The sequence below is a fragment of the Mesorhizobium album genome (assembly GCF_033977205.1).
GTDB lineage: Bacteria > Pseudomonadota > Alphaproteobacteria > Rhizobiales > Rhizobiaceae > Mesorhizobium > Mesorhizobium album.
Genome location: NZ_JAVIIW010000009.1, coordinates 97,334 through 111,188 on the forward strand (window position 1 = coordinate 97,334; position 13,855 = coordinate 111,188).

Genomic DNA, 13,855 nt, shown 5'->3' on the forward strand with positions numbered 1-13,855 from the left:
CGAGGTTTCTGATTGTTTGCGGATAGAATCTAAACCACGTTGCGTCGGAACAAACTAGCGAATGACGCCTTAAATTACTATATATGGAGTCGAGCATCCCGACTTTATATATTTTAGCCGATGCTTATAATTCTGTCAGGAACTTGGCGAAGGTCATCGAGCCTTCTGGCCAGGGGCCGAAGCCCGCATCGGCATTGAGATGGCCGGCGTCGCCGGCGTCGATGAACAGCGAACCCCAGGCGGCTGCGATGTCCTCGGCAACTGCGAAGGCGCAGAACGGATCGTTGCGGCTGGCGATCACGATCGACGGAAAGGGCAGGGGCGTGCGCGAATAGGGACCGAAGGTCATCAGGTGCCTCGGCCTGATCTCCGGATTGGAGACATCGGGTGGCGCGACGAAGAAGGCGCCCGCAACCGGTCTTTGGAATTGCGGGATGGCCTGAACCGCCGCCGCCACGCCGAGCGAATGCGCGACGATCACGACCGGCCGCTCGGCCTCGTTGACGGCTTTCGCCACGCTTGCCGTCCAGTCCTCGCGCACCGGCTTCGACCATTCGGCCTGCTCGACCCGGCGCGCCGTCGATAGTTTCGACTGCCAGCGGGTCTGCCAGTGCTCGGGGCCGGAATTGGTGTAGCCCGGCACGATGAGGATATCTGCGTCCTTGACTTTCATCGCGCGGATGTAGCGAGCGGCCTTGTCTCATGCAACCATGCCGTCGGCACGTCGCATTCACAATTGTGAACAACCTGTTCTATTCTTTCCGTCTTGTGTGAACGGTCGCGATGGACGATCTGAGGTGTGAAACAGGAACAACTAATAGATCAGCCGGCGCGGCTCCCACGGGGCTCCCATGGAGAGACAGTCGCCCGAACGGAGAGTTTGATGAGTGAACTGCCTTTTGCCGCGACCACCCCGGTCAGCGTTTCGCGCGTCGGGTTGAAGGCGCGCGACGCCGAAAACCTGGCCGCCTATTACCGCGCCGTCGTCGGCCTGCAGGAGCTAAGCCGCGCCGATGGCGCGATCACGCTTGGCGCCGCCAACCGGCCGCTGCTGGTGCTTGAACAGGATGCTTCGGCCAAGCCGGACGATCCGCGCAGCGCCGGCCTGTTCCACACCGCTTTCCTGCTGCCGTCGCGCGCCGATCTTGGGCGCTGGATCAACCATGCCGCCGCCAACAGGATCGGCATCGAAGGCGCTTCCGACCATCTGGTCAGCGAGGCTCTTTATCTCACCGATCCGGAAGGCAACGGCATCGAAATCTATGCCGATCGCCGCCCGCAGGACTGGAAGTGGAACGGCGACAAGATTGCGATGTCGACCGAGCGGCTGAACCTGCCTGCGGTCGTGGCCAGCGTGCCGGCAGGCGACGCCGGCTGGCAGGGCGCGCCGGAAAACACGATTGTCGGCCATGTGCATCTGCGCGTCGGCCGTCCGGAAGAGGCCGAGGCCTGGTGGCATGACGAGTTCGGCTTCGACACGGTCGCCAAATATGGCGGCCAGGCGGTATTCCTGTCGTCCGGCCATTACCACCACCATATCGGCGCCAATGCCTGGCGCAGCGCCGGCGCCGGCCGCCGCGATCCGGCCCGCTCGGGCCTCGCCTGGGTGGAGATGCGCTCGGACAATGTGGCGGCCGAGACGACGCGTGAGGATCCTTGGGGCACGGTGATCAGGACTGTTCCTGGCAAGGCTTGATCGGGGCTGCGCCAAGCTGGAGCATCCCTCATCCGTCTCGGCGCTAAAGCGCCGATCCACCTTCTCCCACCGGGGAGAAGGGAAGGCCGCGCCAGCGTTACCGCCAATCGCCAAGGTTGTCCGCTGGGACGTAAGCCAGACGCCCCCTTCTCCCCTTGTGGGAGAAGGTGGCTTGTCGCGAAGCGACAAGACGGATGAGGGGTGCTCCAGCTTGGCGCCGACGGAGTCCCTTACTCGATCTCAAGCCTTTCCAAACACCCGCTTGAAGATCGTGTCGACATGCTTGGTGTGGTACCCGAGGTCGAACTTCTCGCGGATCTCCGCCTCGGGCAGCGCTGCGGTCACGTCCTTGTCGGCAAGCAGTTCTTCAAGGAAATCAGCGCCTTGCTCCCAAACCTTCATGGCGTTGCGCTGGACCAGCCGGTAGGCGTCCTCGCGTGAGACGCCGGCCTGCGTCAGCGCCAGAAGCACGCGCTGCGAATGCACCAGGCCGCGGAACTTGTTCAGGTTCTTCAGCATGTTCTCAGGGTAAACGAGCAGCTTGTCGACGACGCCGGTAAGCCGCGCCAAGGCGAAGTCGAGCGTCACCGTCGCATCCGGCCCGATCATGCGCTCGACCGAGGAGTGCGAAATATCGCGCTCATGCCAGAGAGCCACATCTTCCATCGCCGGCATCGCATAGGAACGAACCATGCGGGCAAGGCCGGTCAGGTTTTCGGTCAGCACCGGGTTGCGCTTGTGCGGCATCGCCGACGAGCCCTTTTGCCCCGGCGAGAAATATTCTTCCGCTTCCAGCACCTCGGTGCGCTGCAGATGGCGGATCTCGATGGCGAGGCGTTCGACCGACGAGGCGATCACGCCGAGCGTGGCGAAAAACATGGCGTGGCGGTCGCGCGGGATGACCTGGGTCGATACTGGCTCCGGCTTCAGCCCGAGCTGCTTCGCCACATGCTCTTCGACATAGGGATCGATGTTGGCGAAGGTGCCGACCGCGCCCGAGATGGCGCAGGTCGCGACGTCTTCACGGGCATGCACAAGCCGCTCGCGGCAGCGCGAGAATTCGGCATAGGCCTGCGCCAGCTTGACCCCGAAGGTCGTCGGCTCGGCATGGATGCCGTGGCTGCGGCCGATGGTGATGGTTTCCTTGTGCTCGAAGGCGCGGCGCTTCAGCGCCGCAAGCAGGGCGTCGATGTCGGCAAGCAGGATGTCGCCGGCGCGCTTGAGCTGCACCGCCAGGCAGGTGTCGAGCACGTCGGATGAAGTCATGCCCTGGTGGATGAAGCGGGCGTCCGGCCCGACGAATTCGGCGAGATGGGTGAGAAAAGCAATCACGTCGTGCTTGGTAACACGCTCGATCTCATCGATCTTGTCGACGTCGAATTTGGCGGCGCCGCCCTTTTCCCAGATGGTTTTCGCGGCTTCTTTCGGGATGACGCCGAGTTCGGCCAGCGCATCGCAGGCATGCGCCTCGATCTCGAACCAGATGCGGAATCGGGTTTCGGGCGACCAGATGGCGACCATTTCCGGCCGGGAATAGCGAGGGATCATCGTGTTCCAAGTCCTGCCTTGGGAGAAGCTTCGGCCGCGTCCTAACAGAGGCCGGGCCAATGCTCAACGCCGCCGGCACGCAAACCAGATGCCGGCGACCGCCATAACCTCGGACGCAACTGCGCACGAAGGGTTGAGGACGCGTGTCACAGGTGTCTGGTCATGGCGATCGACGGGACCCTGTCCCGTTTGCAGTCATGCTGGTTTCGCACTGGATTTCGCCTCCGGCCGAGTGGGTGGGGTTGCGTCATGGTGGACAGGAAGCGCCTTGTGATGATGCATCCAATCCGGCCCTTATCTGTTATTGTCGGCAGCCCCAATGGAGAACTACCATGACCGACACCAGCAAAATTCGCGAACGCATGGAAGTCGTCGGCGCTGACGGTGTCCATATTGGCACCGTTGACGGGATCGAGGGGAAGCGGATCAAGCTGACCAAGGCCGACAGCGGCCAGGGTTCGCATCGAAGGCATCACCACTTCATTCCCTTGAGCCTAGTCGCCGAGGTCGACGGCGGGAAAGTCTGGCTGTCGGCGAATTCGGATGTCGCGGTGACCTTCGAGGAAGAGAAAGACCCGACCTGACCGGCTACTCAGCGTGACGACCATACGGGAAATAAATCGCCGTCGGCGGGCGTTGCCGCATGGACGCCGCGGCTGATGGCGCGCGCCGTGGTGGCGCCTGCAGCCGCATAGAGGTCGATCGCGGCGTCGGCGCTGAGCTCGATGCCGCTCCTGCCGGTCGCCAGCGCAAAGACCAAGTCGCCGTCGGCCGGCGTATGCGTCGGCCATATGGCGCGCGCGAACCCGTCATGCGCCGAAATCGCCAGCCGCTTGGCGGCGGCTTTGGTCAGAACAGCGTCGGTGGCGATGACGGCAATCGTCGTGCTGCCGCCTTCTACCTGTGCCCCGACGTGGCTGTCGCGGTATTTCAACAGTATTTTTCTGGCGTCTTCCGGCAGCGGATCGGGATAGCCCAGGCCGCCGAACTCGTCGCCGATCTCGAAGGGCGCCGCCCAGAAGTGACGGCTGCGCCCAACCGTCACCGAGCCGGTCGGGTTGACCGCGACGAGCGCGCCGATGGTGACGCCGCTGTCGAGCACCGTCGAGGCTGAACCCAGCCCGCCTTTCAGCCCGAAAGTCAGCGCGCCTGTGCCGGCGCCGACCGTGCCGATCGGGAAGTCGGCCGTTGCCGCCTGAGCCGCCTCATAGCCCAGCTCGCGATAGGGCGGATAACGGCCCCAGTCCTTGTCGCCGCCATTGGGCAGGTCGAAGAGGATAGCCGCCGGCACGATCGGCACGCGGAAGCCGCCGACCTCATAGCCGATGTTTTTCTCCCGCAACGCCGCCTGCACGCCGGAGGCCGCGTCGAGGCCGAAGGCCGAACCGCCGGACAGCACAACAGCATGAATGGCCGCGATCGAATTCTGCGGCTCGAGCAGATCGGTCTCGCGGGTGCCAGGCGCGCCGCCCAGCACCTGGACGCCCGCCACCGCCGGTTCCTCGCATAGCACCACCGTGACCCCGGATTTCAGCCTGGCGTCGGCGGCATTGCCGACGCTGAGGCCGGCCACGTCGGTGATCAGGTTGCGAGGCCCGGTGCGGAACATCAGTTTTCCTCCAGCGGCACGAAATGCGTGCCGTCGAAGCGGAAGATACGGAAGGGGTTCTGGCTGAGATCGCCCTTTTCGTCGAAACGGAACGTGCCGATCACGGTCGCGAAATCATGACCTGTCAGCGTCTCGGCGAGCGGCTTGCCGGAACTTTCCGCATCGGCTGCTGCCGCCTTGGCGACCTCGACGGCCGCATAGGCCGGCAGGGTATAGCCGTCCGTCACGATTTTCCTTTCGGCAAAGGCCTGCATGATCTTGGGGTTCGCGACTTCCGCCCATTCCGGCAAGGCGATCATCAGCGTGCCGACCTCGTAAGGAACATCGCCGGGCTGCGTCCGCAACGTCTCGCCACCGGCGAAGGTTATGCCGGTATCGAGCTGCGCGGCATCCCGCCCCATGATGGCGATATCGTCCCCATCACCGCCGGCAAACACTCTTGTAGCACCTGCTTTCTTCAAGCGGCCGATCAGCCCGATCTGGTTGTCGAGCTGCGGCCGGAACGTATCGACGAAGACCGGTTTGAGCGCCGCCTGCTCGGCGGCCGCCCGGAAAGTCTCGGCGATCTCCCGGCCATAGATGGTACCGTCATCGATTATGGCGAACAATTCGTTCTGCCAGAGCTGCGTGAGGATCCTGGCCACCGCATTGCGTTCGTCGTCGCCGCGCGGCCCGAGACGGTAGACCGGCCAGCCGGTCTTGGCACGCCGGTCGGTCAGACTCTCCGTGCGCACGCCGACCGTGATGACCGGAATGTTGGCGTCCTTCAGGATCGGAAGCGCAGCCTCGATCGCCTCGGTGCAGAGAAAGCCCACGACGATAGTGACTTTGGCGTCCGCGAACTGCCTGGCGGCCGCTGCGCCGCCATCGGCTGTGCAGGCGTCATCGACGCTCTTGACTGCGACGCCTTGGGCCTCAGCCGCCAGACCGGCGCCGTTCTCGATCTGCTGGCCGAGGATCGCCGATGGACCAGAGAGCGGCGCGGCGACGCCAACCAGAATATCGGCATCGGCGCTCGCGGCCAGCGACAGCCAGAACAGCGCGGCTAATGTCGTCGTTATATGGCGCATTCGGGCGAAGAGGTCCTCCGTGCCGGACTTATAGTCCGACACTATTCCAGCAAAGACCTAAAGTCTGGCTAAGCCCCGCGCAACACGCGAATTTCAGGATTGCGGTCAAGCACTTCGCTTGTGGCATGCAATATGTGGCCATATATAACGGGCTGGTTTTTTTGACAGGTGGATCATCGGGTGCTGAAGATCAACGACATCGGGCCGCAGGCCTATCGTGATGCGATGGCGCATTTTGCCGGCCATGTGCATGTGGTGACCACCGACGGTCCGGCGGGCAAAAGGGGCGCCACGGTGATCGCCGCCTGCTCGGTTTCGGACACGCCGCCAACGCTTCTCGTCTGCCTCAATCGCGAAAATCCCAAGAATGAGCCGTTCGTCAGGAACGGCAACTTCGCGCTGAACACGCTGGCCTCGGACCAGGAAGCACTGTCGGTCGGCTTCTCCGGCATCACCGGCCTGCCGCCCGAGGAGCGCTTCGCGCTCGGCGAATGGGATGTGATCTCGACCGGCGCGCCGACGCTGAAAGGCGCGCTTGCCGTATTCGATTGCGAGATCATCGACGCCAAGGATTTCGCCACCCATCGTGTGCTTTTTGGCAAGGTGACAGGCCTGCGCATCGGCGATAATTTGCGGCCGCTGATCTACCACAACCGCGGCTACCACGTTCTGTGAAACGGGTGCGCGGGATTCACGGAGACAAGATGACCGCGTTTGCGCCGCGCCCCGCGCCGAAGTCGATCGACGAGACGCTCGACCTGCTGACTGGCGCGGACTATGTCGCGGATCGCTCGCTGGCGACCGTGCTGTTCCTGTCGCTGCGCATGAAGCGGCCGCTGTTCCTCGAAGGCGAGGCGGGCGTCGGCAAGACCGAGATCGCCAAGGTGCTGGCCGATGCGCTCGGACGCCGGCTGATCCGTCTGCAATGCTATGAAGGGCTCGACGTCTCCTCCGCCGTCTATGAGTGGAATTACGCCGCGCAGATGATCGAGATCCGCATGGAAGAGGCGGCCGGCAAGGTCGTGCGCTCCAACATGGAGCGCAACGTCTTCTCCGAAAAATACCTGATCCGCCGTCCGGTGCTGGATGCCTTGACCGGCAAGGCGGGCGCCGCTCCGGTCTTCCTCATCGACGAGCTCGACCGTACCGACGAAGCCTTCGAGGCATTCCTGCTCGAGATCCTGTCGGACTTCCAGGTGACTGTCCCGGAACTCGGCACGATCAAGGCCGAAGAGCCGCCGATCGTCATCATCACAACCAACCGCACGCGCGAGATCCACGACGCGCTGAAGCGGCGCTGCCTTTATCACTGGGTCGATTATCCGAACGCCGAGCGCGAGCTGGAGATCGTGCGGCGCAAGGTGCCGCAGGCAAACAGCAGGCTGTCGGCCGAGGTTGTGTCCTTCATCCAGAAGCTGCGCCAGATCGAGTTGTTCAAGGCGCCCGGCGTCGCCGAGACGATCGACTGGGCCGGCGCGCTGACCGAGCTCGACAAGGTGGCGCTCGACCCGGAGACGGTCTCCGACACGATTGGCGTGCTGCTTAAATACCAGGACGACATTGCCCGCATCGAACAAGGCGAGGGCCGGCGCATCCTCAACGAGGTGAAGGCCGAGCTTTCGGCCGCGGAGTAAGCGCGATGCCGTCGCCGCGTCCGGAACCCAGAGAGGCGACAGCGGATGGACGCATCGCCGACAACATCGTCTATTTCGCGCGTGCGCTGCGCAAGGCCGGCATGCGCGTCGGTCCGGCCTCGGTCAAGGACGCCATCGAGGCGGTGCTTGCCGCCGGCATCGGCTCGCGCGACGATTTTTATTGGACGCTGCATGCGGTTCTGGTCTCGCGCCACGAGGACCATCCCGTCTTCGACGAGGCCTTCCGCCTGTTCTGGAAGTCGCGCGAGCTGATCGAGAAGATGCTGGCGATGTTCTCGCCGGTTGCGCCGGACAACGCTGAGAAGCAGAAGCCGCGCGCGGCCGAGAACCGCGTCAGCCAGGCGATGTTCGAAGGCCATCAGAAGAACCAGCCGGTGCGCGAGGTGCCGGAGATCGAGGTCGACGCGCGCTTCACCTTCTCCGGCAATGAGGTGCTGAGGGCCAAGGATTTTGCCCAGATGGATGCGGCCGAGCTGGCCGAGGCCAAAAAGGCCATCGCGGCGTTGCGGCTGCCCGTCGATCTGGTCCGCACGCGGCGTTTCAAGGCAGATGCGCAAGGGCGCCGCATCGATCCGCGCGCCATGATGCGGTCTGCGTCACGCACCGGCGGCGCGCTGATCCTGCCGAAATTCCGCTCGGCGCGCGAAGTGCATCCGCCGCTCGTGGTGCTTGCCGACATTTCCGGCTCGATGAGCCAGTACACCCGTATCTTCCTGCATTTCCTGCACGCGCTGACGGAAAATCGCCGGCGCGTGCACGCCTTCGTCTTCGGCACGCGGTTGACGAACCTGACCCGGCAGATGCGCCATCGCGATCCCGACGAGGCGCTGGCCGAATGCTCGACAGCCGTGAAGGACTGGTCGGGCGGAACCCGGATCGGCGACGCGCTGGCCGAATTCAATCGCCTGTGGTCGCGCCGCGTGCTCGGGCAGGGCGCCGTGGTGCTGCTGATCACCGACGGGCTGGAGCGCGACGACGTCACCGGCCTGTCTGAGGAGATGGAGCGGCTGCACAAATCCTGCCGGCGCCTGATCTGGCTCAATCCGTTGTTGCGCTTCGACGGGTTCGAGGCGCGCGCCCGCGGCGTGAAGGCGATGCTGCCGCATGTCGACGAGTTCCGCGCGGTGCACAACCTCGACGCTCTGGCCGATCTTTGCGCCTCGCTCGACCAGCGGCGGGCGGGCTCGGTTGACCCGCGGCACTGGTTGCAAACTGGCGCCAGGCGCGCCGCGTAGCCATATGTTCGTTGGGAGAGAACTTACGGTTTCCGGAAAACAGACTTTGCGAGAAGCGACGATGGACGAGAGCATTTATCTCGATGAGGCCCGCGATCCCCTGATCATCGCGGAAGGCTGGATGAAGGACGGCAAGGATGTCGCCATCGCGACCGTGGTCGAGACCTGGGGTTCGGCGCCGCGCCCCGTCGGCAGCCATCTGGTCATCGACGCCGAGGGCAATTTCCACGGTTCCGTCTCCGGCGGTTGCGTCGAGGGCGCCGTCGTGGCGGAAGCGATCGACGTTATCGACTCGGGCAAGGCGAAGATGCTGGAGTTCGGCGTCGCCGACGAAACCGCCTGGCAGGTCGGTCTATCTTGCGGCGGCCGCATCAAGGTCTATGTGGAGCGGCTGGGCTAGAGCATGATCCCGCAAAGTGGGAACCGGTTTGCGGACAAGATCATGCTTAAACAAGAGACTTCCTTATGGACCCGTACGTTCTCAAGACACTGAACGAAGAACGCCGCGCCCGGCGCGCCGCAGTGCTCGTCACCGATCTCGGCGACGGCCGCGACCGCATCGTGCGCGAGGGCGACCACGTCGCAGGTGATCTCGGGGCGGCGATCGCCCGGGCGTTCCGCACAGGCAGTTCGGGAACGGTGGAGGCGGAAGGACGGAGCTTCTTTCTCAATGCGCATCTGCCACGCCCGCGCCTGGTGGTGATCGGCGCGGTGCACATCAGCCAGGCTCTGGCGCCGATGGCCAGGATCGCCGGCTATCCGGTCGAGATCGTCGACCCGCGCACGGCCTTCGCGACGCCGGAGCGCTTTCCCGATGTCGCGCTGCATGCCGAATGGCCCGAGGATGTACTGAAGCGTCAGCCGCTCGACAGCTACACCGCGCTTGCCGCCGTCACCCACGATCCCAAGATCGACGATTTCGCGCTGAAGGCGGCGCTCGACGCCAGGTGCTTCTATGTCGGGGCACTCGGCAGCAGAAAGACCCATGCAAAGCGGGTCGAGCGCCTGCTGGCGCTGGGCGCCAGCGCCGACCAGATCGCGCGCATCCACGCGCCGATCGGGCTGGACATAGGTGCTGCCAGCCCGGCCGAGATCGCCGTCGCGGTGCTGGCACAGACCATCCATGCCTTCCGCTCGCGCGGCCTGGAAAGCAAAGGCGCCGTGGCGTGAAGTTCGGCCCGGTCCCAATCGAGCAGGCTGAAGGCGCGGTGCTGGCGCATGCGACCACCGCCGGCGACCGCCGATTCCGCAAGGCGCATCGGCTGAACGGCGACGATGTTGCGGTGCTGAAGGCGGCGGGTATCAAGGAAGTCGTCGCGGCTGTTCTATCACCCGACGATCTTGGCGAGGACGCCGCGGCTGAAAAGATCGCCCTGGGCATGACTCATCGCAATATCGAGACGAAGCCCGCCGCAACGGGACGTGTCAACCTGCATGCGGAAACCGCGGGCGTCTTCACCGTCGATGTCAAAATGATCGACGCCATCAACGCCGTCGATCCGGCGATCACCATTGCCACGCTGGCGCAGCACGCGCCGGTCGAGAAGGGCCAGATGGTGGCGACCGTGAAGATCATCCCCTTTGCCGTCGTCGCAAGCGTGGTCGATGCGGTGGTCAAGATCTGTGCCGGCGGCGAGATATTTGCCGTCAACGCCTACCAGCCGGTCAATGTCGGCGTCATCCAGACGACGCTGCCCGGGGTGAAGCCGAGCGTGCTCGACAAGACGCTGCGCGTAACCGAGGCGCGGTTGGCGCGCTTGGGCGGGCGGCTGACGGCGGAGCGGCGCACGCCACATGAGATCGCGCCTGTCGCGGAAGCTGCGGCCGCGTTGGCGCGCGATAACGACATGGTGGTGATCTTCGGCGCTTCGGCGATGAGCGATTTCGCCGACGTCGTCCCGGCGGCGATCGAACGCGCGGGAGGTAGCGTGATCCGCGCCGGTATGCCGGTCGATCCCGGCAATCTGCTCGTACTTGGAACGCTCGACGGCAAGCGCGTCATCGGCGCGCCCGGCTGCGCCCGCAGCCCCAAGGAGAACGGTTTCGACTGGGTGCTGGACCGACTGATCGCCGGGCTCGAGGTGACGGCACGCGACATTGCCGGCATGGGCGTCGGCGGACTGCTGATGGAAATCCCGACCAGGCCGCAGCCGCGCGAGCCGTTGCCGGCTCCACAGTCGGCAAGAGCGGAGCCGAAAGTCGACATCGTACTTCTCGCCGCCGGCCGCTCCAGCCGCATGGGCGGCCCGAACAAGCTTCTGGCGCTGTTCGACGGCAAGCCGCTAGTCCGCCGCACCGCCGAGCGGGCGCTGGGGTCGAAGGCTGCCGGCACCATCGTCGTCACCGGCCATCAGCGCGAGCGGGTGCGCGCGGCGCTCGCAGGTCTCAAACTCACACTCGCCGACAATCCGGACTTCGCCGAAGGTCTGGCCTCGTCCTTGAAGGCCGGCATTGCGCGGGTCGCGCCTGATGCTGCCGGCGCCATGATTGTGCTTGGCGACATGCCGGGCGTTTCGTCGAAGGACCTCGACAGCCTGATCGATGCGTTCCGCAAATCCGGCGGCCGTGCGGTCGTTCGCGCCGCTCATCTCGGAAAACGCGGCAACCCGGTGCTTCTGCCGCGCTCGCTGTTTTCGGCCGTCGCGCATCTCGAGGGCGATACCGGCGCGCGCCATTTGGTCGAGGCCGAAGGACTCGACGTCATCGATGTCGAGATCGGGCAGGGTGCTGCGATCGATGTCGACACGCGCGAGGCGCTGGAAGGCGCTGGCGGCGTGCTTCAGGATTGACAAACCGGAGCCGAATTTCGCATGCCTCTCGGCATGTCTTTCCTGTTTCGTCGCCGCTTACCCCCCTCTGGCCTGCCGGCCATCTCCCCCTCAAGGGGGCAGATCGAACGTCACCAATGCTTTCGCCAATCGCTAATGGAGCAGGATGCGAGCCGTCCGACGAGCTGCCAATCTCCCCCCTTGAGGGGGAGATGGCCGGCAGGCCAGAGGGGGGTATCCACGCTCCATGCCTGTCTGATTTCGCTGCTTTTCTTGTCCGTCAGCTCAGCCGACGCTATCGAACTGAAACCCTTCAAGGACGAGCTTTTCGCCTATCCGGCGGCGCTGTCGAGCGACGACAACGGCGCCTACACGGTTCTCGACTACCACGAGATGCGCGACATCAATCAGCGCGACGAAGTGCCGGAAAGGCGCGTGCGTGCGCAATATACCGACCCCGGCGTGCGCAAGGTGCAGCAGGACCTGATGCTGAAGACGGATGCCGGCGATGTCAGGCATGTCGCGGTCGGCCGAACCGAAGGTGCTTCCATCATCGTGCTCTACCTGCACGGGCAGGGCGGCAGCCGCAAGCAGGGCGTCGACGACTTCACCTTCGGCGGCAATTTCAACCGCATCAAGAATCTGATGGCGGAAAATGGCGGCCTCTATCTTTCGCCGGATTTTCCCGATTTCGGCGACAAGGGCGCGGCGCAGGTGGCGGCGCTGATCGATCACTATGCCGAGAAATCCCCGGGCGCGAAAATCTTCGTCGCCTGTGGCTCGATGGGCGGCATGCTGTGCTGGAAGCTCGCCGACCGCAAAGATACGGGCGCGCGCATCAACGGTCTGCTGCTGCTCGGGTCGCTCTGGGACGACAGCTTTCTGACCAGCCCCGCCTTCAGGCGCCGCGTGCCGGTGTTTTTCGGCCAAGGCAGCCATGACGTGGTGTTCGACGTGGCGAAGCAGGAGGCGTTCTTCCGCTCGATCCTCGCCAAGTCGAAGACCTATCCGACCCGCTTTGTGCGTTTCGAGACCGGCACGCACGGCACGCCGATCCGCATGGTCGACTGGCGCGGCACGCTGAATTGGATGCTCGCAAAAGCACCTTGAACGGAACGCCTTGCCCGGGGCGCGTCAAATCAAGGCGGGGTGTTATAGTCCAAGACGGTTTCAGGGTTGATCTCGCCGTCATAGGACGCGTCGACGTCATATTGCACCAGCGAGAAAATGCCGTTGCGGAACAGATAAGTACCGGTCGATGAAGCGTCGCCGAGGCCGCGCCATTTGTTCATCGAGGTGATCGTGTTGGTCTTGTCGTCATAGTCGGAATTGACCAGCTGGTCGTCGGTCTGGAAGCCGATGATGTGGATGCCCTCGACCTTGCCCTCGCTGTTGTTGTTCTCGTAGCGGATGTCGAGTTCCGGCGCGGCAAACTGCAGCTGTCTGACGCCGGCGACGTCGTCATAGATGTAATAGACCGCGCTCTCATTGTAGGCGGCCATCGAGCAGAAGAAGCGGAAGAGCCGCGTCTCGCGCTCCGGCTCGTCGGCTCCCGCGTCCTTGTCCTTGTAGTGGATGGAGTAGGCGTCCGGCTCCGTGATCGGCTTGCCGTCGGGCGTTTCCTTTTCGCACTGCTCGCCATAGGCGGCGAGAAAGGCCTTCTTGGCCTGCTCCAGCGCTTCGTCCTTCTTCGGCGGCGGCGGGCCGTCGCCGCAGCTGGCCGGCACGGCATCCTGGAAATCCGAAGTCGACGGCTTCAGCGCACCCTTGTCGATGAAGATCGGCTGGAACGGCGGCTCCTGGACCTGCGCATTGACCTGGCGAAGTGTGTAGCAGCCGGCGAAGACCTTGGCCTCGCCCTTCTTGTCGGTCGCCTGGATGGCGACGGGAACGCTGTAATAGATGCTGCCGGCCGCACCCTCGTTCGAAACTGCACCGGTCTTGACCTCGACCGTGTCGGTGCCGTCATAGCCTTTGACGAAAGCATTGAAATCCTTTGCCGGCTTTGTATCACCATAGTAACCCCAGGCGCGGGCGAATTCGTGCCGGTTGATGGCGCTGTAGAGCGAGCGGACGACCGCCTCGGCGCTCGATCTGTCGTCGAGATATGGCGCTTCGGCGGCGAGCGCCGACTGGCCGATGCCGGCAAGGGAGAACAAGGCACTCGCTGCGAGAAGGACACGTCTCATCGGGAATCTCCGCTCGATAGCGAAAATACTACCACGGCGATTGCGGCGAGGCGGTGACGCGGGGGCAGGGCCGCTTGAAGAATCG

Annotated in this window: 14 protein-coding genes; 9 read left to right on the forward strand and 5 right to left on the reverse strand. The window is 64.3% G+C overall.

Annotated elements, in window-relative coordinates; genetic code table 11:
* Nucleotides 1–124: 124 nt before the first annotated feature.
* Nucleotides 125–673, reverse strand: a complete 549-nt coding sequence (locus tag RFN28_RS10235; protein ID WP_320287225.1) for an RBBP9/YdeN family alpha/beta hydrolase — start codon at nt 671–673, stop codon at nt 125–127.
* A gap of 210 nt (nt 674–883) precedes the next feature.
* Here RFN28_RS10235 and RFN28_RS10240 point away from each other — a divergent pair, with 210 nt between their 5' ends.
* On the forward strand, nt 884–1,696 hold the full coding sequence (locus RFN28_RS10240; RefSeq protein ID WP_320287226.1) for a VOC family protein: 813 nt from the start codon (nt 884–886) through the stop codon (nt 1,694–1,696).
* Nucleotides 1,697–1,936: 240 nt separating this feature from the next.
* Here RFN28_RS10240 and purB read toward each other — a convergent pair whose 3' ends face one another.
* Nucleotides 1,937–3,244 (reverse strand): adenylosuccinate lyase, encoded by a 1,308-nt coding sequence (purB, locus tag RFN28_RS10245; protein WP_320287227.1) that lies wholly within the window; start codon nt 3,242–3,244, stop codon nt 1,937–1,939.
* A 332-nt stretch (nt 3,245–3,576) separates the two neighbouring features.
* Between purB and RFN28_RS10250 the strand changes: the two genes are divergently transcribed.
* Nucleotides 3,577–3,828 (forward strand): DUF2171 domain-containing protein, encoded by a 252-nt coding sequence (locus RFN28_RS10250; RefSeq protein ID WP_320287228.1) that lies wholly within the window; start codon nt 3,577–3,579, stop codon nt 3,826–3,828.
* A gap of 8 nt (nt 3,829–3,836) precedes the next feature.
* On the opposite strand, the gene RFN28_RS10255 is transcribed toward RFN28_RS10250, so the two are convergent.
* Nucleotides 3,837–4,853 (reverse strand): P1 family peptidase, encoded by a 1,017-nt coding sequence (locus tag RFN28_RS10255; protein WP_320287229.1) that lies wholly within the window; start codon nt 4,851–4,853, stop codon nt 3,837–3,839.
* Nucleotides 4,853–5,923, reverse strand: a complete 1,071-nt coding sequence (locus RFN28_RS10260; protein ID WP_320287230.1) for a branched-chain amino acid ABC transporter substrate-binding protein — start codon at nt 5,921–5,923, stop codon at nt 4,853–4,855. The genes RFN28_RS10255 and RFN28_RS10260 overlap by 1 nt, the downstream gene beginning before the upstream one ends.
* 180 nt (nt 5,924–6,103) lie before the next feature.
* On the opposite strand from RFN28_RS10260, the gene RFN28_RS10265 reads away from it, so the two are divergent.
* The 7 genes from RFN28_RS10265 (at nt 6,104) to RFN28_RS10295 (ending at nt 12,691) form a co-directional block, all read left to right on the forward strand.
* The gene (locus RFN28_RS10265) at nt 6,104–6,598 is read left to right on the forward strand and encodes a flavin reductase (protein WP_320287231.1); all 495 of its coding nucleotides are present in this window, start codon (nt 6,104–6,106) and stop codon (nt 6,596–6,598) included.
* A gap of 29 nt (nt 6,599–6,627) precedes the next feature.
* Entirely contained in the window at nt 6,628–7,557 is a 930-nt protein-coding gene (locus tag RFN28_RS10270; RefSeq protein ID WP_320287232.1) for an AAA family ATPase, read from the forward strand.
* A gap of 5 nt (nt 7,558–7,562) precedes the next feature.
* Complete coding sequence (locus RFN28_RS10275; protein WP_320287233.1) at nt 7,563–8,813, forward strand: vWA domain-containing protein; 1,251 nt, start codon at nt 7,563–7,565, stop codon at nt 8,811–8,813.
* 61 nt (nt 8,814–8,874) lie between these two features.
* On the forward strand, nt 8,875–9,213 hold the full coding sequence (locus RFN28_RS10280; protein WP_320287234.1) for an XdhC family protein: 339 nt from the start codon (nt 8,875–8,877) through the stop codon (nt 9,211–9,213).
* Between the two features lie 65 nt (nt 9,214–9,278).
* Nucleotides 9,279–9,983, forward strand: coding sequence for an XdhC family protein (locus RFN28_RS10285; protein WP_320287235.1), 705 nt, complete (start codon nt 9,279–9,281; stop codon nt 9,981–9,983).
* Nucleotides 9,980–11,602 carry an NTP transferase domain-containing protein gene (locus RFN28_RS10290; RefSeq protein WP_320287236.1) on the forward strand — a complete coding sequence of 541 codons (1,623 nt, stop codon included), beginning with the start codon at nt 9,980–9,982 and terminating at the stop codon, nt 11,600–11,602. Before RFN28_RS10285 ends, RFN28_RS10290 begins: the two co-directional genes overlap by 4 nt.
* A gap of 237 nt (nt 11,603–11,839) precedes the next feature.
* Nucleotides 11,840–12,691, forward strand: coding sequence for an alpha/beta hydrolase family protein (locus RFN28_RS10295; RefSeq protein ID WP_320287288.1), 852 nt, complete (start codon nt 11,840–11,842; stop codon nt 12,689–12,691).
* A gap of 29 nt (nt 12,692–12,720) precedes the next feature.
* Here RFN28_RS10295 and RFN28_RS10300 read toward each other — a convergent pair whose 3' ends face one another.
* A complete protein-coding gene (locus RFN28_RS10300; protein WP_320287237.1) occupies nt 12,721–13,770 on the reverse strand; it encodes a DUF1176 domain-containing protein in 1,050 nt (349 codons plus the stop codon).
* Nucleotides 13,771–13,855 lie beyond the last annotated feature (85 nt).